The following is a 21174-nucleotide window of genomic DNA, read 5'->3' on the forward strand; positions in this document are numbered from 1 at the left end:
TATGTCGCAGGCTGCGCTGAACACGCGAAACGGTGATGAAGAAGAAGTAAACTCCTCACGCCGCAATAATGGAACGCGTCTTGCAGGAATATTGTTCCTGCTGACAGTGCTGTGCACCGTGTTTGTCAGCGGCTGGGTAGTGTTGGGATGGATGGAAGATGCGCAACGTTTGCCTTTATCGAAACTGGTGTTAACCGGCGAACGGCATTACACGCGCAATGACGATATTCGTCAGTCCATTCTGGCGCTGGGCGCACCGGGAACCTTTATGACTCAGGATGTGAACATCATTCAGAGTCAAATTGAACGCCTCCCCTGGATTAAACAGGCGAGCGTCAGAAAGCAATGGCCCGATGAATTGAAGATTCATCTGGTTGAATATGTGCCCATTGCGCGTTGGAATGACCAACATATGGTGGATGCTGAAGGAAATACGTTCAGTGTTCCAACCGGTCGGGCCAATAAGCAGGTATTACCCATGTTGTATGGACCGGAAGGCAGCGCAAGTGAAGTGTTGCAAGGGTTCCGCGATATGGGGCAGGTGCTGGCTAAGGATAGATTCACCCTGAAGGAAGCGGCGATGACCGCTCGTCGTTCCTGGCAGTTGACGCTGAATAACGATATTAAGCTGAACCTGGGCAGGGGCGATACGATAAAACGTTTGGCTCGCTTTGTGGAACTCTACCCGGTTTTACAGCAGCAGGCGCAAACCGATGGCAAACGGATTAGCTACGTTGATTTGCGTTATGACTCAGGAGCGGCAGTAGGCTGGGTTCCCTTGCCTCCTGAGGAATCTAATCAGCAACAGAATCAGGCACAGGCAGAACAACAATGATCAAGGCGACGGACAGAAAACTGGTAGTTGGACTGGAGATTGGCACCGCGAAGGTAGCCGCTTTAGTAGGGGAAGTTCTGCCCGACGGTATGGTCAATATCATTGGCGTGGGCAGTTGCCCATCGCGAGGTATGGATAAAGGCGGGGTGAATGACCTTGAGTCAGTGGTGAAGTGCGTACAGCGCGCCATTGACCAGGCTGAACTGATGGCAGATTGCCAGATTTCCTCGGTGTATCTGGCACTTTCCGGTAAACATATTAGCTGTCAAAATGAAATTGGTATGGTGCCCATTTCCGAAGAGGAAGTGACGCAGGAAGATGTGGAAAACGTAGTACATACGGCAAAATCCGTACGCGTTCGCGATGAACATCGTGTTCTGCACGTTATTCCGCAGGAATACGCCATCGACTACCAGGAAGGCATTAAAAATCCGGTCGGTCTTTCCGGCGTGCGTATGCAGGCAAAAGTCCATCTTATTACCTGCCACAACGACATGGCGAAGAACATTGTCAAAGCCGTTGAACGTTGTGGTCTGAAAGTTGACCAACTGATTTTTGCCGGGTTGGCAGCCAGTTATTCCGTGTTGACGGAAGATGAACGTGAGCTGGGTGTCTGCGTGGTGGATATTGGTGGTGGTACAATGGACATCGCTGTTTATACTGGCGGGGCGTTGCGCCACACTAAAGTGATCCCTTATGCAGGGAATGTAGTGACCAGCGATATCGCGTATGCCTTTGGTACGCCGCCGAGCGATGCTGAAGCCATCAAAGTGCGTCATGGATGCGCGCTGGGCTCCATCGTGGGTAAAGACGAAAGCGTTGAAGTGCCAAGCGTAGGTGGTCGTCCACCGCGTAGCCTGCAACGTCAGACCCTGGCAGAGGTCATTGAGCCGCGTTATACCGAGCTGCTCAACCTGGTCAACGAAGAAATTTTGCAATTACAAGAACAGCTTCGCCAGCAGGGTGTGAAACATCATCTGGCGGCGGGGATTGTGTTAACCGGTGGCGCTGCGCAAATTGAAGGTCTTGCGGCCTGCGCACAGCGCGTGTTCCATACGCAAGTACGTATTGGCGCACCGCTGAATATCACTGGTCTGACGGATTATGCCCAGGAGCCTTATTATTCAACGGCAGTGGGGCTGCTTCACTACGGGAAAGAATCCCATTTGAGTGGTGAGGCTGAAGTTGAAAAACGCGTTACGGCATCAGTTGGCTCGTGGATCAAACGACTCAATAGCTGGCTGCGAAAAGAGTTTTAATTTTTAAAGAGACCAACGCACATTAACGGTCTCAGGCGACAGGCACAACGGAGAGAGAAACTATGTTTGAACCTATGGAACTAACCAATGACGCGGTGATTAAAGTCATCGGCGTCGGCGGCGGCGGCGGTAATGCCGTTGAACACATGGTGCGCGAGCGCATCGAAGGTGTTGAATTCTTCGCGGTGAATACCGACGCTCAGGCGTTGCGTAAAACGGCGGTTGGACAGACCATTCAGATTGGTAGCGGCATCACCAAAGGTCTGGGCGCGGGTGCAAACCCGGAAGTCGGCCGTAATGCGGCAGACGAAGACCGTGAAGCTCTGCGTGCAGCGCTTGACGGCGCAGACATGGTGTTTATCGCAGCAGGCATGGGCGGCGGTACCGGTACCGGTGCAGCGCCAGTGGTTGCTGAAGTAGCAAAAGATTTAGGTATTCTGACCGTAGCTGTCGTGACTAAGCCTTTCAACTTTGAAGGTAAGAAGCGTATGGCATTCGCGGAGCAGGGTATCACCGAGCTGTCCAAACATGTGGACTCTCTGATCACTATTCCGAATGACAAACTGCTGAAAGTGCTGGGGCGCGGAATCTCCCTGCTGGATGCGTTTGGCGCAGCGAACGACGTGCTGAAAGGCGCAGTCCAGGGTATCGCTGAACTGATTACTCGTCCGGGCCTGATGAACGTCGACTTTGCAGACGTGCGCACCGTGATGTCCGAAATGGGCTACGCGATGATGGGTTCAGGCGTGGCAAGCGGTGAAGACCGTGCAGAAGAAGCGGCTGAAATGGCTATCTCTTCTCCGCTGCTGGAAGACATCGATCTGTCTGGCGCGCGCGGCGTGCTGGTCAACATTACTGCGGGCTTCGACCTGCGTCTGGATGAGTTCGAAACCGTCGGTAACACGATTCGTGCCTTTGCATCGGATAATGCGACCGTGGTTATCGGTACCTCCCTGGACCCGGATATGAACGACGAACTGCGCGTCACCGTTGTTGCGACTGGAATTGGTATGGACAAACGTCCTGAAATCACTCTGGTGACCAACAAGCAGGTACAGCAGCCGGTAATGGATCGTTACCAGCAGCACGGCATGGCGCCGTTGACGCAAGAGCAGAAACCGGTAGCGAAAGTGGTTAACGACAATACGCCGCAAACCACCAAAGAGCCGGATTATCTGGATATCCCAGCATTCCTGCGTAAGCAAGCTGATTAAGAATTAGCTGGAATTTGGGAATTGTGGCTCTTTGTGCTAAACTGGCCCACCGAATGTATAGTACACTTCGGTTGGATAGGTAATTTGGCGAGATTATACGATGATCAAACAAAGGACTCTTAAACGTATCGTTCAGGCGACTGGCGTCGGTTTGCATACCGGCAAAAAAGTCACCCTGACATTACGCCCTGCGCCGGCCAACACCGGGGTCATCTATCGTCGCACCGACTTGAATCCTCCGGTAGATTTCCCGGCCGATGCCAAATCTGTGCGTGATACCATGCTCTGTACGTGTCTGGTCAATGAGCATGATGTACGGATTTCAACCGTAGAGCACCTTAATGCTGCTCTGGCGGGTTTAGGTATCGATAACATCGTTATTGAAGTTAACGCACCGGAAATCCCGATCATGGATGGCAGTGCCGCTCCGTTCGTTTATCTGCTGCTTGATGCAGGTATTGAAGAACTGAGCAGCGCCAAAAAATTTGTTCGCATCAAAGAGACCGTTCGTGTCGAAGATGGCGATAAGTGGGCTGAGTTTAAGCCGTATAATGGTTTTACGTTGGATTTCACCATCGACTTTAACCATCCGGCGATCGACTCCAGCACGCAGCGCTACGCGATGAACTTCTCTGCGGATGCGTTCATGCGTCAGATCAGCCGTGCGCGTACTTTCGGCTTCATGCGTGATATCGAATATCTGCAGTCCCGCGGCCTGTGCCTGGGCGGCAGCTTCGATTGTGCCATCGTTGTTGACGATTATCGCGTATTGAACGAAGACGGCCTGCGTTTTGAAGATGAATTCGTTCGTCACAAAATGCTCGACGCGATCGGTGACTTGTTCATGTGTGGTCACAACATTATTGGTGCATTTACCGCGTATAAATCCGGTCATGCATTGAATAACAAACTGCTGCAGGCGGTCCTGGCAAAACAGGAAGCCTGGGAATATGTGACCTTCCAGGACGATGCAGAACTGCCGTTGGCGTTCAAAGCACCATCGACCGTACTGGCATAACGACATACGCTGTCGCATAAATTCGACTGGTAAATCTGGCACTCTCTCCGGCCAGGTGAGCCAGTCGTTTTTTTATCTTCCGAGTGCAAACCACCTTATCTGAAGCGACTTTTTCCCCACAGGTAGATTAAAATACCGTTCGATCGCTGCTTTCTTAAGCATATTTACCCGCGACTTGCTGTCATTACTGCTGTGGTGCGAACGCATTAATGGTAAGATTTGTGCGCAAAAAATGGTTTTGCATTTGTAACCCCAAACGCAGGGTATATCAGGTGGCAATAACGTGAGTGGAATACTGACGCGCTGGCGACAGTTAGGCAGACGGTACTTCTGGCCGCATCTCCTGTTGGGGATGGTCGCGGCTAGTTTTGGCCTGCCCGCGCTCGGTAATGCTGCTGAACCTAATACTCCCGCGAAGGCGACCGCCAGCAATCACGATCAAGGTGCTAAAGTTAACTTTAGCCAGCTTGCTTTGCTGGAAGCGACCAATCGGCGCCCAAATTTTACCGTCGATTACTGGCATCAACATGCTATTCGTACGGTTATCCGCCATCTTTCTTTTGCCATGGCACCTCAGGCGTTGCCCGTTGCCGAAGAGCCATTGCCAATCCAGGCGCACCATCTTGCGTTACTGAATACGCTCAGCGCGATGCTGACGCAAGAAGGCACTCCGCCCGCGACAGTAAGTCGCGTGACATACGCACACTTTACCTCTCAGGCCGCGTTTAGCGTTCCGGTCTGGATCAGCCAGCTGCAGGGTATCCGCGCTGGTCCTCAACGCCTCAGCTAAAAAAGAACCTTCCAACTTATAATTTTTGACTCCGCACCGCGGGGCGTTTGAGATTTTATTATGCTAATCAAATTATTAACGAAAGTATTCGGTAGCCGTAACGAGCGTACGCTGCGTCGTATGCGTAAAGTGGTCAATGTCATCAACGCGATGGAACCGGAGATGGAAAAACTCTCCGATGATGAACTGAAAGCGAAGACCGCTGAATTCCGCGCTCGTCTGGAAAAAGGTGCCAGCGTTGAGAGCCTGATCCCGGAAGCGTTCGCAGTAGTGCGTGAAGCGAGTAAGCGCGTGTTCGGTATGCGTCACTTCGACGTTCAGCTGCTGGGCGGTATGGTGCTTAACGATCGCTGCATCGCGGAAATGCGTACTGGTGAAGGTAAAACCCTGACCGCGACGCTGCCAGCCTACCTGAACGCATTAAGCGGGAAGGGCGTACACGTGGTTACCGTGAACGACTATCTGGCTCAGCGTGATGCCGAAAATAACCGCCCGCTGTTTGAATTCCTCGGCATGACCGTTGGTATCAACATGTCTGGCCTGCCTGCGCCAGCCAAGCGTGAAGCCTATAACGCCGATATTACTTACGGTACCAATAACGAATACGGCTTTGACTACCTGCGTGACAACATGGCGTTTAGTCCGGAAGAGCGTGTTCAACGTAAACTGCACTATGCGCTGGTCGATGAAGTCGACTCCATCCTGATCGATGAAGCGCGTACGCCGCTGATCATTTCCGGCCCGGCTGAAGACAGCTCGGAAATGTACAAAAAAGTTAATAAAATCATCCCGCACCTGATCCGTCAGGAGAAGGAAGATTCCGACACGTTCCAGGGCGAAGGCCACTTCTCTGTTGATGAGAAAGCGCGCCAGGTTAACCTGACCGAGCGTGGTCTGGTACTGATTGAAGAGCTGCTGGTTAACGAAGGCATTATGGACGAGGGCGAGTCACTGTACTCTCCTGGTAACATTATGCTGATGCACCACGTGACTGCCGCACTGCGTGCACACGTGCTGTTTACCCGCGACGTCGACTACATCGTGAAAGACGGCGAAGTTATCATCGTCGATGAACACACCGGTCGTACCATGCAGGGGCGTCGCTGGTCCGATGGTCTGCACCAGGCTGTTGAAGCTAAAGAAGGCGTAGAGATCCAGAACGAGAACCAGACGCTGGCATCTATTACCTTCCAGAACTACTTCCGTTTGTACGAAAAACTGGCCGGTATGACCGGTACAGCCGACACTGAAGCGTTTGAATTTAGCTCCATCTACAAACTGGATACCGTGGTTGTGCCGACCAACCGTCCGATGATCCGTAAGGATTTACCGGATCTGGTGTACATGACCGAAGCGGAAAAAATTCAGGCGATCATTGAAGATATTAAAGAGCGTACTGCAAATGGCCAGCCGGTACTGGTAGGTACTATCTCCATTGAAAAATCGGAAGTAGTGTCTAACGAGCTGAGCAAAGCGGGTATCAAACACAACGTTCTGAACGCCAAGTTCCACGCCAACGAAGCTGCAATCGTCGCCCAGGCGGGTTATCCGTCAGCCGTGACTATCGCGACGAACATGGCAGGTCGTGGTACCGATATCGTGCTGGGCGGTAGCTGGCAGGCGGAAGTTGCCGAGCTGGAAAACCCAACTCCGGAACAAATCGCGCAGATTAAAGCCGAGTGGCAGGTTCGCCATGACGCGGTATTAGCAGCCGGTGGCTTGCATATTATCGGTACCGAGCGTCACGAATCTCGCCGTATCGATAACCAGCTGCGTGGTCGTTCGGGCCGTCAGGGTGATGCGGGCTCTTCCCGTTTCTATCTGTCGATGGAAGATGCGCTGATGCGTATTTTTGCCTCTGACCGCGTGTCAGGCATGATGCGTAAACTGGGTATGAAGCCTGGCGAAGCCATTGAACACCCATGGGTGACCAAAGCAATTGCTAACGCGCAGCGTAAAGTGGAAAGCCGCAACTTCGATATTCGTAAGCAGTTGCTGGAGTATGATGACGTCGCCAACGACCAGCGTCGTGCTATCTACACCCAGCGTAACGAACTGCTGGACGTAACTGATGTTAGCGAAACCATCAACAGCATCCGCGAAGATGTCTTCAAAGCAACTATTGATGCCTATATTCCGCCGCAGTCTCTGGAGGAAATGTGGGATATCCCGGGTCTGCAGGAACGTCTGAAAAACGACTTCGATCTTGAGATGCCGATTTCAGAGTGGCTGGATAAAGAGCCTGAGCTGCACGAAGAAACGCTGCGTGAACGTATCCTGGCAAACGCCATCGAAGTTTATCAGCGTAAAGAGGAAGTTGTGGGCGCGGAGATGATGCGTCACTTCGAAAAAGGCGTGATGCTGCAAACTCTCGACTCCCTGTGGAAAGAGCACCTTGCTGCGATGGACTATCTGCGCCAGGGTATCCACCTGCGTGGTTATGCGCAAAAAGATCCGAAGCAGGAATACAAGCGTGAATCTTTCTCTATGTTTGCGTCAATGCTGGAATCACTGAAATACGAAGTGATCAGCACCCTGAGCAAAGTTCAGGTGCGTATGCCTGAAGAAGTCGAAGCTATGGAGCAGCAGCGTCGTGAAGAAGCTGAGCGCTTAGCGCAGATGCAGCAATTGAGCCATAAAGGCGACGATTCTGCCGCGGCAGAAGAGCTGGCAGCACAAACTGGCGATCGTAAAGTGGGTCGTAACGATCCGTGTCCTTGCGGCTCTGGCAAAAAATACAAACAGTGCCACGGCCGTCTGAGCTAAGAAAATAACTTACTGAAAAGGCGCAGAATTCTGCGCCTTTTTTATGGACGATAAAGATGAAAATACTGCAAATCGCCGTCGGGATTATTCGTAATCATCAACATGAAATTTTTATCACCCAGCGTGCGGCTGATGCCCACATGGCCAATAAGCTGGAGTTCCCCGGCGGGAAAATTGAAGCGGGCGAAACACCGGAGCAGGCGCTGATTCGCGAGCTACAGGAAGAAGTGGGGATCACGCCGACTCAAAGCTCATTGTTCGAAAAGCTGGAGTATCAGTTTCCGGACAGGCATATCACTCTGTGGTTCTGGCTGGTTGAAAGCTGGGAAGGCGAGCCGTGGGGAAAAGAGGGGCAACCGGCGCAGTGGATTGCGCAAGATGCTCTGAATGCGCAGGATTTCCCGCCCGCGAATGCACCGGTCATTGAAAAGCTGATAGCTGGCTAATGGTGCTGTAGGCCGGATAAGGCAACGCCGCATCCGGCAAATTATGGCGGGGGCGCTACGCATGCCCGCCCAACGTTTTAGTTCGTAGGCCTGATAAGCGCAGCGCCATCAGGCAAAACAACATAAAATGCCGGATGCGGCGTTGCCTAATCCGACCCACCGTTTTAGCAGAATTACTTCTGTTCTTCACTCCAGTCGTCGCTTTCTGACAGATCGCCAGAGCTTGGGATGCGTTTCTCTTCTGCGGCCCACTCTCCCAGATCGATTAACTGGCAGCGCTTGCTGCAGAATGGGCGAAACGGACTGACCTCAGCCCATACTACAGGCTTGCCGCAGGTTGGGCAGTTGACGATGGTTTGTTCAGACATGTTGACTCCTTAACAGCACGCCAGTTCAAAATCGAGGCGCTCAGGCACCTGACCATTCTCGCTATCCAGCGGCATAAAACGGATGGCAAAACGGCTCTTATGACCAGAAATTTGCGGATAAAGTAGCGAATCAAGCGGCAGCTGCAAGCGTAGCAGATCTGCATCTTCGCCGTTGTCCTGATAAAAACCATTCAGGCTGGTTTGCTTACGAAACGGCGCTGAGTTGCGAATTAAATCCAGTACCAGCGACAGCGCCTGATTGAGCGGATTCAGGCTGGCAAGCCAGGTTTCAACCTGCGCGTCACGATGCGACTGTGCCAGGTGTAACCAGATATGCAGGGTCGGCAGATCGAAACTGCAGCACCCGCCAGGAATACTTAAACGCTGACGGACGAGACCAATCAGACGATCTTCGCGCAGCGTCTGTCCAATACGCGGGGCAGAAATCAGAATGCTACCTGCACTTTTTAACTGCTGACGCAAAGAGTCGATTCTGCTTTGATCAACGCCGGGAACTTCGACCCAGGCCTGGAGTTTACGCTGCTGTCGTTCCAGTTCCTTGAGGAGTTCGGTGCGGACTTCGCCGCGTTCAAATACATCCAGTAAATCTCCGATATTGCGGAAAAAATGCAGAGCGCCGGCAGGGTCAGCAATGGGCAAATTAACGGAGAGCTGTTGGATTAAAAACTCAATGCGCAGCCATGTGCGCATCTTCTCATTGAGAGGGTGTTCAAAAAGGACCTGGGTGTGCATTACGGTTTTTCCTGTGAGACAAACTGCGACGCGCATTGCAAATAGAGCGCGTGCAGGCGGGCGACATCCGAGGCGATGGCTTCCGGTGCGCCATTATTATCAATAACATCGTCTGCCACGGCCAGCCGCGCTTCACGCGTTGCCTGGGCAGCAAGAATTTGTTCAACATGCTCACGCGTGACGTCATCACGCTGCATGGTGCGTCTGAGCTGGGTTTCGGGGGTGACATCCACCACGAGTACGCGGTCGGCTTTTTTATACAGCGAATTTTCCACCAGCAAAGGGACAACCCATAGCAGATAAGGAGAGGTTGCTTGCTGAAACTGACGCTGCGTTTCCTGCTGAATAAGCGGATGGAGCAGGGCATTCAGCCAGCTTTTCTCCTCAGGATTGGAAAAAATGCGTTCGCGTAAAATGCGTCGCTGCAACGATCCGTCTGCGGCTATAACGTCGGAACCAAAATGTTCTTCGATCGCCTTAAGAGCAGGTGTGCCGGGTTCAACCACCTGGCGCGCAATAATATCTGCATCAATGACGTTTATTCCGAGGTCAGCGAACGCATTTGCAACGGTGCTTTTACCACTGCCAATGCCGCCGGTTAAGGCTACCGTATACCTCATAGATGCCGATCCTGGAGTTTAAGTTTGATTATCAAACAGTTAAAAGTTATGCGTGCGAAGGCGAGGCTGCTGCAGGATTAACCTACTATTCGCCAGGTAAATTTATGGGATTGTAGCGTAAAAAAAGAGAATTTCGCAGTCTTGCGCGGCATTGATTAGTGCGTATGATAGCGTCACTGGAGTTGTGAGTTTCGATTTTTCGCCATTAACCCCAGGAATCCGCACATGCGTATCGAAGAAGATCTGAAGTTAGGTTTCAAAGACGTTCTTATCCGCCCTAAGCGTTCTACTCTCAAAAGCCGTTCCGATGTTGAGCTGGAACGTCAATTTACCTTTAAGCATTCAGGTCAGACCTGGTCCGGCGTACCTATTATTGCTGCGAACATGGACACTGTCGGGACGTTTGCCATGGCAACGGCACTGGCATCCTTCGACATCCTGACCGCTGTGCACAAACACTATTCTGTTGAAGACTGGGCCGCCTTCATCGCAGAGAGCTCTGCCGATGTGCTCAAACACGTAATGGTTTCAACCGGTACGTCTGATGCAGATTTCGAAAAAACTAAACAGATTCTGGCGCTCAACCCCGCGCTGAACTTTATCTGCATTGATGTGGCCAATGGCTACTCAGAGCATTTTGTTCAGTTCGTGTCGAAAGCGCGTGAAGCATGGCCGACAAAAACGATCTGTGCGGGCAATGTGGTCACCGGTGAAATGTGTGAAGAGCTGGTACTCTCCGGTGCTGATATTGTCAAAGTCGGCATTGGCCCAGGTTCAGTATGTACCACACGTGTAAAAACCGGCGTTGGCTATCCACAGCTTTCTGCAGTTATTGAATGCGCCGATGCAGCCCACGGTCTGGGTGGCATGATTGTCAGCGACGGCGGTTGCACAATGCCGGGTGACGTGGCAAAAGCGTTCGGTGGCGGCGCAGACTTCGTGATGCTCGGCGGCATGCTGGCTGGTCATGAAGAAAGTGGCGGCAAAATTGTTGAAGAGAACGGTGAGAAATTCATGCTGTTCTACGGTATGAGCTCTGAATCTGCAATGACGCGTCACGTAGGTGGTGTTGCACAGTACCGCGCTGCAGAAGGTAAGACCGTCAAGCTGCCACTGCGCGGCCCGGTTGATAATACCGCTCGCGATATCCTCGGCGGTTTGCGTTCTGCTTGTACCTATGTGGGCGCATCCCGTCTGAAAGAGCTGACCAAACGTACAACGTTTATTCGTGTACAGGAACAAGAAAACCGTGTTTTCAATAGCCTGTAAGAACAGCTAGTTCTGTGAAATGCCTGATGGCGTTACGCCGCCATCCGGCATTTGAATTTATCCTACTCCGCTCATCGCATCTCCCAAATGGAAAATCGGTAAATACATCGCGACGACTAGGGTACCGATGATAAGCCCCGTAATGATCAGCAACGCAGGCTCAAGTAATGCAGCCAAATTCTCAGCCTGAGCCAGGGTTTTCTCGCCATGGTGATGCGCAAGATTGCGCAGCATTGCATCCAGCGAGCCGGAAGCTTCACCAGTTCTGACCAGCTGTATACACAATGGGCTGAATTCACCACTATTTTTAAGCGCTAACCAGATCGGTTTTCCAGCGCTGATATCCTGCTGAACCAGTGCTAAACGTTGCGACCAGAAAGGGTTAGCCAGCGTTTCGGTAACGCTCTCAAGACCCTGCAAAAAGGGAATGCCCGCATTTTGCGTTAACGCCAGAACAGTGAATATCTGCGTGAGTTTTTGCCCTCTCACCATCGGCCCTATGACCGGGAGGCTGAGCAGCAATTTCTGGCGCAGAATGAGCCAGTACGGTTTCTGCTTTATCAAATGATGTGTGGCAACTGCTACCAGGCCAAGTGCTACCGTCAGCCATCCCCATTGGCTGCTACAGTGTGCGATGGTAATAATCCACTGAGTGAGCGCCGGTAGCGGGGTGTTGAACGTCTGGTAGATAGCGGCAAACTCAGGGAGTACAAACTGCAGCATCGCAAATACGACCATCACCGCCATTGTTATGATGATGATCGGATAGCGCAGGGATTTTTTAACTTTATCAGAAAGTTGCTGTTGTTTCTTTTGCTGGTAGGCGAGTTCAAAACAGCAGTCGTCCAGCTTACCCGTAAGTTCTCCGGTACGGATCATTGCCTGGTAAAGGGGCGGAAAAACGTGTTGCCATTGTGATAACGAGGTGGAGAGGGTAATGCCCTGTTCCATATCGTAAGCCAGCGTACGCAGTAGCGCCTGCCATTGACTGCTGGGATGCTGTTCAGCAAGCAGAGCTAGCCCTGTTGAGAGCGTTAACCCTGCCTTTAGTAATGTCGCCAACTGGTGTATGGTTTCGGCACTTCTTGTACGGCTCCAGTGCGAGGTTTTGACACGCATACGTTTAATGCGCAGCGGCGTAATCTGTTGTTTCTCAAGAGCCAGCATTAATGACGGTCGGGTATCGGCCCATAGTGTGCCTTCCAGCGATTTACCTTCGTTGTTAATACCTTGCCAGCGCCAAAGCTGTTTAGTGGACATGAGGTATGCCCAGTACACGAATCAGCTCTTCAAATGTCGTTAACCCTTGCTCGACGGCCTGACAGCCATTCTCGAAAAGCGTTCTCATTCCTGATTGCTGAGCATCAGATTCCACTTCGTCTACGGATGTGCCACTGGAAATACTCTGACGTAATGCCGGAGTAACAGGGAGCACTTCAAACAATGCCGCACGACCATAAAATCCGTAATAACAATGTTTGCAGCCAGGGGCCTGCCAATTCGGTAGTGGTGTAGGCCAGACAGCTTTTGGGAGCGTGATAGGCGTACTCTGACGTTGTCGGCAATGGGGGCACAACTTTCTGACCAACCGCTGTGCAATAACGAGCGTCAGCGCGGAGGCGATCATCCAGCGTGCGACACCCATTTGTTGCAGGCGCACCAGCGTTTCACTGGTGGAATTGGTATGCAGCGTAGAAAGAACCAGATGGCCGGTTTGCGCGGCTTTAAGGGCTATTTCGGCCGTTTCGCCATCGCGGATTTCACCCACCATGATAATGTCGGGATCCTGGCGCAGCAGAGCACGTAAGACTCCCTGAAAAGTCAGGCCGGCACGTGGGTGAATTTGCGTCTGGTTGAGACCTGCGATCGGGATCTCTACCGGATCTTCCACGCTACAAAGATTCACATCCGGGGTGTTTCGGGTTTGCAGCGCACTGTACAGCGTGACCGTTTTGCCGCTTCCGGTAGGCCCGGTAACCAGAATCAGCCCCTGAGGCTGCTGCAAGGCTTGCGAAAATGCGGTCAGCTGCGCGTCTTGCATTCCCAGCGCGGCGATCTCCAGTGACTGATCGACCTGATGAAGTAGCCGCAACACGACCTTTTCGCCGTAGCGACAGGGCAGGGTGGCGATGCGAAACGAGACCGGCTCTCCTGAAATCTCAACGGTAAATTGTCCGTCTTGTGGAAGCCGATGCTCGGCGATATCCAGGCTGCCTAATACTTTTAACCTTGCGGTGATGGCAATGCCCATCTCGGTCGTGACTTCCGGTAAAGCGTGAAGCACGCCATCTACGCGTAATCTGATTCGATAGTGATTTTCCTCGGGTTCAAAATGAATATCAGAAGCCCGTTGCGTCAGAGCGGAATGAAACGTCTGATTCAGCAAGTCTGCTGCGCTGGCGCTGCTTTTCGTGACCACTGCCGGGAGCATTGTCTGCGGTGTATGTGTGTGGCCTTCCATTTGCTGACGTGTCCAGCAGACAATGTCGATGCGCCGGGTGGTGGCAAAATGCAGCGCATCCAGCAGCTCGTGTGATGGGGCGTCTACGACGGCGATATGCACTACTTCATTGTCTGCATCCAGTAATATTGCCTGATAACGTTGGCATAGCGCCGTAAGTTGGGTGGTGTTCATCTCTGTTCCTTAGTGGGTATCAAAGCGGAAAACGTCTTCACAGGCCTGCTGCAATGCGCTGTCGTTCTGGATGACGCAGTTTCGGTTCCAACCGGTAATGCCGTTGGCATTGTCCCAACCTGGCGTCATGGTGATGCTTAGCCCGTTCAGGCTTTCCTGCCCACTAAGACTGACAACTCCCTTTTCAACGCTCATGGCTGAGACGTAACGGGTAGTTGTTGGAGAGGGAATACCATTCGTTCCGGCATCGCAGGTATCTGTTCCGCCATGCTCCAGTGCACAGAGCTCAACCGCCGTGCGATAGGGGACAAAGGTTTGCAGCATGTCTGTCAGCGCGGCTTTGCGCAGATAGTTTTGATATGCCGGAATGCCGATGGCGCTAAGGATGGCAATAATGCCAATTACCACCATGAGTTCGATAAGTGTAAAGCCTCGTTGCTTGTTCATCGTTCGCTCCTTGAGTTTGCTGGCGCTACTTTGGCAAACCGACGGGAGGACGACGAGAGACAAAAAACAAAACGGGAAAGCGGGTTCAGAGGATTTTTACGAAATTACAGAGTCAGACAATGTATTTGCGAAGAGACTCGAAGAAACTGCCGGATGGTGGTGTAAATGCCGTATCCGGCTTACAGAATAAACTTGTGTAGTAGGCCCGATAAGCGAAGCGTCATCGGGCAATACAATCAGCAATTAGCGAAATCGCATGGAGAGATCGAGTGCGCGAACATGTTTGGTCAGTGCGCCAACGGAGATAAAGTCGACACCGGTTTCGGCAAATTCTCGCAGCGTTTCATGGGTGACGTTGCCCGACACTTCCAGACGCGCCTGGCCGTTGGTGCGTTTTACCGCTTCGCGCATTTGGTCAGTTTCGAAGTTATCGAGCATGATGATGTCGGCCCCGGCTTTCAGCGCGTCGTCCAGCTCATCCAGACTTTCTACTTCGACTTCAACCGGCACATCCGGGTGCAACCAGAAGGCTTTTTCGACGGCCTGACGTACCGAGCCGGAAGCAATAATGTGGTTTTCTTTTATCAGGAAGGCGTCGGACAGCCCCAAACGATGATTCGCGCCGCCGCCGCACAATACGGCGTATTTTAGCGCGGTACGCAGTCCCGGCAGTGTTTTACGCGTATCCAGTAGTTGGGTCTTGGTTCCCGCTAACAGGTCGACGTATTTACGCACTTCGCTCGCTACACCTGAAAGCGTCTGCACAAAATTCAGCGCAGTACGTTCACCGGTCAGTAAAACGCGGGAAGGGCCGTCCAGTTCAAACAGCGGCTGATTGGCCTTTATGCTGTCGCCATCTTCGACATGCCAGGTGATGTTGACATCATCGCCAGCCAGCTGAATAAAGACCTCTTCCACCCAACGTTTTCCACAAAAAACGCCATCTTCGCGGGTGATTACGGTGGCATGGGAGCGCATATCTTCGGGTAAAAGCTGCGCGGTGATATCGTTATTGGCATCAACTTCTCCGCCTAAATCTTCACGCAGCGCCTGAGCTACAGCGGCAGGGATATCCAGATTTATGCGTTCCAACAGCGCGTCACGTCGGTAGTCAGGGTTATAGCGGCGAGGCGGCATGATAAAACTCCAAATTGCTAACGAATCATAAGGTGGAAACATGCTACCCTGAACCCGATATGAGCACCACCAATAAGGAGATTCTGCATGTTGTTAGACGAGGGTTGGCTGGCAGAGGCGCGACGCGTTCCCTCTCCGCATTACGATTGCCGCCCGGATGACGAAAACCCTTCTCTGCTGGTGGTGCATAATATCAGCTTGCCGCCCGGCGAGTTTGGCGGCCCGTGGATAGACGCGCTGTTTACGGGCACGATTGATCCCAACGCCCATCCTTATTTTGCCGGGATCGCCCATCTGCGTGTTTCGGCCCATTGTTTGATTCGCCGTGACGGTGAAATCGTGCAATATGTGCCTTTTGATAAACGCGCCTGGCATGCGGGTGTGTCGAGCTATCAAGGGCGAGAACGCTGTAATGATTTTTCAATTGGTATTGAGTTGGAAGGGACGGATACGCTGGCCTATACCGATGCGCAGTATCAGCAACTGGCTGCCGTGACGAGTACTCTGATTATGCGTTATCCGGCCATTGCTAACAACATGACAGGACATTGCAATATTGCGCCCGAGCGTAAGACCGATCCCGGGCCGTCCTTTGACTGGGCAAGGTTCCGCGCCCTGGTCACCCCCTCGTCGCACAAGGAGATGACATGACGCTGTTTACAACATTATTGGTGTTGATTGTTGAACGCCTGTTTAAGCTGGGTGAGCATTGGCAGCTTGATCACCGGATTGAAGCTTTTTTCCGCCGGACTAAGCATTTCTCGATGATGCGTACGGTAGGCATGACTCTTATTGCGATGGGAGTGACATTTCTGCTACTGCGCGCACTTCATGGGCTGTTGTTTAATGTTCCGTTGCTGGTGGCGTGGATCTTAATTGGCTTGCTGTGCATCGGTGCTGGCAAGGCGCGCCTTCACTATCACGCTTACCTGAACGCGGCTGCTCGCGATGATGCTCACGCCCGTGATGCGATGGCCAGCGAGCTGACGCTTATCCATGGGGTTCCGCCGGACTGCGATGAGCGTGAATTCTTGCGCGAACTGCAGAACGCGCTGTTATGGAACAACTTCCGCTTTTATCTGGCACCGTTATTTTGGCTGATTGTCGGTGGTCCGTGGGGACCTGTGACGCTGGTTGGTTATGCTTTTTTACGTGCCTGGCAGTCCTGGCTGGCGCGCTATCAGACACCGCACCAGCGTCTGCAATCAGGTATTGATGCGATCCTGCATGTGCTGGATTGGATCCCGGTGCGTCTGGCGGGCGTGGTCTATGCGTTGCTGGGACACGGCGAGAAAGCGCTGCCGGCCTGGTTTGCCTCGCTTGCGGATCTGCACACATCGCAATATCAGGTGCTTACGCGTCTGGCGCAGTTCTCGCTGGCGCGTGAACCGCACACCGATAAAGTCGAAACGCCAAAAGCCGCCGTTTCGCTGGCGAAGAAAACCTCGTTTGTGGTGGTGGTGGTTATTGCGGTGCTCACCATTTATGGGGCATTAGTATAGCGTTGTGCCGGATGGCGCTAACGCTTATCCGGCCTACAATGAAAAAACGTGTAGGCCCGGTAAGCGTTAGCGCCACCGGGCAGTGCAACGGTTTAGTTCGTATCAGCAGGCGGCACGCCAAAATCTGGCATGCCGTTTTCGTCCCAACGCACGAGCTTCAGACGAGTGTGGCGGTTTGGGTCGTACAGCGGATCGCCCTCGATTTCGGTGTAGTTTCTCGCGTGATACACCAGCACATCTTCACCTTCCGGCGTTTGTGTAAAGCTGTTGTGTCCTGGCCCAAACTGGCGGTTTTCATAACTGGTGGTAAAGACCGGGCGCGGTGATTTGTGCCAGTTCTGTGGGTTGAGCGGATCGGCGTTGAGGTCAATCCACAATAATCCCATACAGTAGTTCTCATCGGTGGCGCTGGCGGAATAGCTGATAAACAGCTTATCGCCATGAACCATGACGGCAGGACCTTCGTTGACCCAAAAACCCCGGCATTCCCAGTCATACTCAGGGTGGCTTAGCATGATCGGCTCGCCTTTAATCGTCCATGGATTTTCCAGCTCTGCGAGATAGATATTGGAGTTTCCGGCGATATCGGGAGACTTCTGCGCCCAGAGGTACCACTGTTTTCCCTGATGGTTAAAGGTGGTGGCATCAAGCGCAAAGGTATCAAACTGCGTTTTAATCTGACCTTTCTCAGTCCACTGGCCGGTCAGTGGATCGGCGTCGGCACATTCGAGCGCAAACATGCGATGCTGGAACATCCCCAGCTTGTCGAGCGACTGTGTATGGGTGGCAGCAAAATAGATGTACCACTTGCCTGCCAGATGATGGATTTCGGGTGCCCAGATGAGTTGGCTCATGGGGCCGCTTTCTGGTTTGCGCCAGACGACAACCTGGGCGGCGGTGCGCAACCCTTCCAGCGAGTCGGCCCGGCGTATCTCCAGTCGGTCATATTCGGGTACTGAAGCAATGAAATAATAGTGGCTACCGTCACGTAAGATAAACGGATCGGCACGCTGTTCAATAAAGGGATTTGGCCACTGATTCATTAGGCTTTCCTTACGGTTTCAGTCGTTTTTATATCGTGGTATTCATTCAGTTCACGGTAGTTGGCGCGGCGCTTTTCTAAATCTGTCTGGATTTGCTGCATAAACTCGCGGTCAACTTTCAGCAGACGAACCACGCCTGCGGTAATCAGGTAGCCTACGCCCGGTATGATGGTAAACAGCAGCATAATACCGTTAATGGCAGAGTCGCTTTGCGCTTTCGCCCCAGCGTCGTAGCCGTACCAGGAGAGCAGGAAGCCGACCATCGCTCCGGCAATCGCCAGGCCTAGTTTCAGGAAGAACAGGTTACCGGAGAAGCTGATTCCGGTGATGCGTTTACCGGTTTTCCACTCGCCATAGTCATCGACATCCGCCATCAGCGACCAGTGCAGCGGAGAAGGAATTTGGTGCAGGATGTTGAGCAGGAAGTAGAGCACCATAATCATCATGGTTGCTTTCGGATCGAAGAAGTAAAACGCGGCAGAGAAAATCGCCAGGATAATATTGGTCCAGAAGAAGACTTTCAGTTTGCACCAGCGATCGGTTAATACCTTCGCCAGCATACTGCCGATCATCATGCCGACCACACCAAGACTGATAAACAGCGTTGCGAACTGCGTGCTTTGCTGCATAACCCAGGTCACGTAGTACATGGTGGCAGCCATGCGAATAAAGCCCGGACAGACGTTGCACAGTGTTAACAGCAGAATTTTTACCCACTGATCGTTCTTCCACACGTCTTTCAGATCGGCTTTTAAATCATCATTGGTCTGGACAGCAGGGCGTACGCGTTCACGGACCGTAGCGAAGCAAAACAGGAACATACACATGCCGATGAAAGCCAGAACCGCCATCGCCATCTGATATCCTTTGGCTTTGTCTTCCCCGCCGAACCAGTCGGCCATTGGCAGCAAGGTGAGGGACAGCAGCAGGGTTGCAATGCCTACCAACACAAAGCGATATGACTGGCAGGCGACGCGTTCCTTCGGATCGTTGGTGATGACGCTGCCGAGCGAGCAGTAGGGAATGTTGATCGCTGTATAAGTAATAGATAGCAGGAAGTAGGTAACGAACGCATAGATAACTTTGCTGTTATAGGTCCACTCAGGGGTGGTAAACATTAGTACGCTGAATAATGCGTACGGGAAAGCCATCCATAAAAGCCATGGACGAAATCGACCATATTTACTACGGGTGCGGTCGGCCATTGCGCCCATTATAGGGTCGGTAACGGCATCGATAACGCGTACTGAGAGCAGTAATACGCCGACCAGTGCAGGTGCCAGACCAAAAATGTCTGTGTAAAAATAGTTAACAAACAACATGATGGCGCCAAAGATGATGTTGCATCCGGCGTCGCCCATTCCATAGCCGATCTTTTCTTTCACCGTGAGCTTACTGGTTTCCATCAACTGCTCTCCATTAATGAGATATGGAGAGAATTATTGTCCGGCACTGGTGTTTTTGCGTTGCAGGATAACGCCGCTGATATGGACTAAACAGTCGTGAGTGGGAAAGTGTGAGACAGGTAACAACCCCCACCTGACGCAGGTGGGGGGAGGGGGGATTAATGCGCTTTAACCGCGCCGGCCGTTTTCTGTTTACACAGGTAGCCGATGCCAAGAATGGCAATCCATACAGGGATTAAGTATACCGAGATCGCCATGCCCGGCGTCATCAGCATAATCACCAGTACTGCAGCCATGAAAATCAGGCACACCCAGTTACCCAGCGGATAGAGCAGCGCCGGGAAGCGGGTGGTAACACCCTGCTGCTGTTTGGCTTTGCGGAACTTCATGTGCGCCAGGCTAATCATTGCCCAGTTGATCACCAGTGCGGAAACCACCAGCGCCATCAGCAGGCCAAAGGCGGATTCCGGTGCCAGGTAGTTGATCAGCACACAAAGAGCCGTCACCAGTGCGGAAACCAGAATGGTGTTCACCGGTACACCGCGTTTATCTACGTTCATCAGCGCTTTCGGCGCATTGCCCTGCTGTGCCAGACCGAACAGCATACGGCTGTTGCAGTATACGCAGCTGTTATAGACAGAAAGGGCGGCAGTCAGCACTACGATGTTCAGGGCATTAGCAACAAAGGTGTCGCCCAGCTCGTGGAAAATAAGGACAAACGGGCTGGTATCGGCCGTGACACGCGTCCACGGCATCAGGGAAAGCAGAACCGCCAGCGAACCCACATAGAAAATCAGGATACGGTAGATAACCTGGTTGGTCGCTTTGGGAATGCTTTGCTCCGGGTTATCCGCTTCTGCTGCGGTGATCCCGACCAGCTCCAGTCCACCGAAAGAGAACATAATAATAGCCATCATCATCACCAGTCCGGTGAAGCCGTGCGGCAGGAAGCCACCCTGGTCCCACAGGTTACTAACGCTGGCCTGCGGGCCGCCGTTACCGCTAAACAGTAACCAGCCACCGAACAGGATCATCGCTACAACGGCAATGACTTTAATAATGGCGAACCAGAACTCCATCTCACCAAACACTTTCACGTTGGTCAGGTTGATGGCGTTGATCAACACAAAGAAGGCAGCCGCAGACACCCATGTTGGGATCTCCGGGTACCAGAACTGGATGTATTTACCCACGGCAGTTAGCTCAGCCATGGCAACCAGCACGTACAGCACCCAATAGTTCCAGCCGGAAGAGAACCCCGCGAAACCGCCCCAGTATTTATAAGCAAAGTGACTAAATGAGCCTGCAACGGGCTCTTCAACCACCATTTCACCTAACTGACGCATAATCAAAAAGGCGATAAAGCCGGCAATAGCGTAACCCAGAATAATACCCGGTCCTGCAGACTGGATAACGGATGCGCTACCAAGGAATAACCCGGTACCAATCGCGCCACCCAGCGCGATTAGCTGTATATGGCGGTTCTTAAGGCCGCGCTTGAGCTGATCGCCATGCTGTTGACTTTCCATCATGAAACCTCGTGTGTGGTTTTACTCTTCATATTTCGAGTGCTTATTTTTTGAACTACGCAGCAATGCGTGTGTAAGTTTGCAATTCCGTTTGTTGTATTAATTTGTTTACAGATGCTTTTGATGAAATGTTGCCT

The 21174-nt window shown here is 52.3% G+C and carries 20 protein-coding genes; 10 read left to right on the forward strand and 10 right to left on the reverse strand.

All coding sequences use genetic code 11. The features are described from left to right. Position 1: 1 nt before the first annotated feature. From ftsQ to mutT, 7 genes are all read left to right on the forward strand, one after another. Positions 2-835 (forward strand): cell division protein FtsQ, encoded by an 834-nt coding sequence (gene ftsQ / locus OGY72_RS19580; RefSeq protein WP_003018758.1) that lies wholly within the window; start codon positions 2-4, stop codon positions 833-835. Beyond that, positions 832-2094, forward strand: a complete 1263-nt coding sequence (ftsA, locus tag OGY72_RS19585) for a cell division protein FtsA (protein WP_003018755.1) — start codon at positions 832-834, stop codon at positions 2092-2094. The genes ftsQ and ftsA overlap by 4 nt, the downstream gene beginning before the upstream one ends. A gap of 62 nt (positions 2095-2156) precedes the next feature. Further along, positions 2157-3308 carry a cell division protein FtsZ gene (ftsZ, locus tag OGY72_RS19590; protein ID WP_003018753.1) on the forward strand — a complete coding sequence of 384 codons (1152 nt, stop codon included), beginning with the start codon at positions 2157-2159 and terminating at the stop codon, positions 3306-3308. Between the two features lie 100 nt (positions 3309-3408). Beyond that, complete coding sequence (gene lpxC, locus OGY72_RS19595; RefSeq protein WP_006686706.1) at positions 3409-4326, forward strand: UDP-3-O-acyl-N-acetylglucosamine deacetylase; 918 nt, start codon at positions 3409-3411, stop codon at positions 4324-4326. A gap of 283 nt (positions 4327-4609) precedes the next feature. After that, positions 4610-5116 (forward strand): secA translation cis-regulator SecM, encoded by a 507-nt coding sequence (gene secM / locus OGY72_RS19600; protein WP_003829520.1) that lies wholly within the window; start codon positions 4610-4612, stop codon positions 5114-5116. A gap of 60 nt (positions 5117-5176) precedes the next feature. Then, positions 5177-7882 carry a preprotein translocase subunit SecA gene (gene secA, locus OGY72_RS19605; protein ID WP_003829517.1) on the forward strand — a complete coding sequence of 902 codons (2706 nt, stop codon included), beginning with the start codon at positions 5177-5179 and terminating at the stop codon, positions 7880-7882. A 56-nt stretch (positions 7883-7938) separates the two neighbouring features. Beyond that, positions 7939-8328 carry an 8-oxo-dGTP diphosphatase MutT gene (gene mutT, locus OGY72_RS19610; protein WP_063941107.1) on the forward strand — a complete coding sequence of 130 codons (390 nt, stop codon included), beginning with the start codon at positions 7939-7941 and terminating at the stop codon, positions 8326-8328. A 173-nt stretch (positions 8329-8501) separates the two neighbouring features. Here the strand turns inward: mutT and yacG are convergent, their stop codons facing one another. From yacG to coaE, 3 genes are read right to left on the reverse strand one after another with little or no spacing between them, the layout of a single operon-like run. Continuing rightward, positions 8502-8696: a DNA gyrase inhibitor YacG gene (yacG, locus tag OGY72_RS19615; RefSeq protein ID WP_003018740.1), complete on the reverse strand. Its 195-nt coding sequence runs from the start codon at positions 8694-8696 to the stop codon at positions 8502-8504. Positions 8697-8705: 9 nt separating this feature from the next. Next, positions 8706-9449: a cell division protein ZapD gene (gene zapD, locus OGY72_RS19620; protein ID WP_126319250.1), complete on the reverse strand. Its 744-nt coding sequence runs from the start codon at positions 9447-9449 to the stop codon at positions 8706-8708. Further along, positions 9449-10069, reverse strand: coding sequence for a dephospho-CoA kinase (gene coaE, locus OGY72_RS19625; protein WP_003829511.1), 621 nt, complete (start codon positions 10067-10069; stop codon positions 9449-9451). The genes zapD and coaE overlap by 1 nt, the downstream gene beginning before the upstream one ends. A 225-nt stretch (positions 10070-10294) precedes the next feature. Here coaE and OGY72_RS19630 point away from each other — a divergent pair, with 225 nt between their 5' ends. Continuing rightward, the gene (locus tag OGY72_RS19630) at positions 10295-11338 is read left to right on the forward strand and encodes a GMP reductase (protein WP_003829510.1); all 1044 of its coding nucleotides are present in this window, start codon (positions 10295-10297) and stop codon (positions 11336-11338) included. Positions 11339-11395: 57 nt separating this feature from the next. Here OGY72_RS19630 and hofC read toward each other — a convergent pair whose 3' ends face one another. The 4 genes from hofC to nadC all read right to left on the reverse strand — a co-directional run bounded on the left by hofC (position 11396) and on the right by nadC (position 15557). Beyond that, complete coding sequence (gene hofC, locus OGY72_RS19635) at positions 11396-12598, reverse strand: protein transport protein HofC (protein WP_286548920.1); 1203 nt, start codon at positions 12596-12598, stop codon at positions 11396-11398. After that, a complete protein-coding gene (gene gspE, locus OGY72_RS19640; RefSeq protein ID WP_149281207.1) occupies positions 12588-13973 on the reverse strand; it encodes a type II secretion system protein GspE in 1386 nt (461 codons plus the stop codon). Before gspE ends, hofC begins: the two co-directional genes overlap by 11 nt. Before the next feature lie 9 nt (positions 13974-13982). Beyond that, complete coding sequence (gene ppdD / locus OGY72_RS19645) at positions 13983-14420, reverse strand: prepilin peptidase-dependent pilin (protein WP_003829506.1); 438 nt, start codon at positions 14418-14420, stop codon at positions 13983-13985. 243 nt (positions 14421-14663) lie between these two features. Then, entirely contained in the window at positions 14664-15557 is an 894-nt protein-coding gene (gene nadC, locus OGY72_RS19650) for a carboxylating nicotinate-nucleotide diphosphorylase (RefSeq protein WP_003837454.1), read from the reverse strand. An 87-nt stretch (positions 15558-15644) separates the two neighbouring features. Between nadC and ampD the strand changes: the two genes are divergently transcribed. Together ampD and ampE are read left to right on the forward strand one after the other, a co-directional pair. Further along, complete coding sequence (gene ampD, locus OGY72_RS19655) at positions 15645-16208, forward strand: 1,6-anhydro-N-acetylmuramyl-L-alanine amidase AmpD (protein WP_286548923.1); 564 nt, start codon at positions 15645-15647, stop codon at positions 16206-16208. Continuing rightward, positions 16205-17059, forward strand: a complete 855-nt coding sequence (ampE, locus tag OGY72_RS19660) for a beta-lactamase regulator AmpE (RefSeq protein WP_128611342.1) — start codon at positions 16205-16207, stop codon at positions 17057-17059. Before ampD ends, ampE begins: the two co-directional genes overlap by 4 nt. A 92-nt stretch (positions 17060-17151) precedes the next feature. Here the strand turns inward: ampE and OGY72_RS19665 are convergent, their stop codons facing one another. From OGY72_RS19665 to aroP, 3 genes are all read right to left on the reverse strand, one after another. Next, entirely contained in the window at positions 17152-18102 is a 951-nt protein-coding gene (locus OGY72_RS19665) for a glycoside hydrolase family 43 protein (RefSeq protein WP_126319236.1), read from the reverse strand. Further along, the gene (locus OGY72_RS19670; protein WP_003829494.1) at positions 18102-19508 is read right to left on the reverse strand and encodes a glycoside-pentoside-hexuronide (GPH):cation symporter; all 1407 of its coding nucleotides are present in this window, start codon (positions 19506-19508) and stop codon (positions 18102-18104) included. Before OGY72_RS19670 ends, OGY72_RS19665 begins: the two co-directional genes overlap by 1 nt. A gap of 158 nt (positions 19509-19666) precedes the next feature. Next, positions 19667-21040 carry an aromatic amino acid transporter AroP gene (gene aroP / locus OGY72_RS19675; protein WP_008786209.1) on the reverse strand — a complete coding sequence of 458 codons (1374 nt, stop codon included), beginning with the start codon at positions 21038-21040 and terminating at the stop codon, positions 19667-19669. Positions 21041-21174 lie beyond the last annotated feature (134 nt).

The sequence above is a fragment of the Citrobacter sp. Cpo221 genome (assembly GCF_030332345.1).
Taxonomy (GTDB): Bacteria; Pseudomonadota; Gammaproteobacteria; order Enterobacterales; family Enterobacteriaceae; genus Citrobacter; species Citrobacter portucalensis.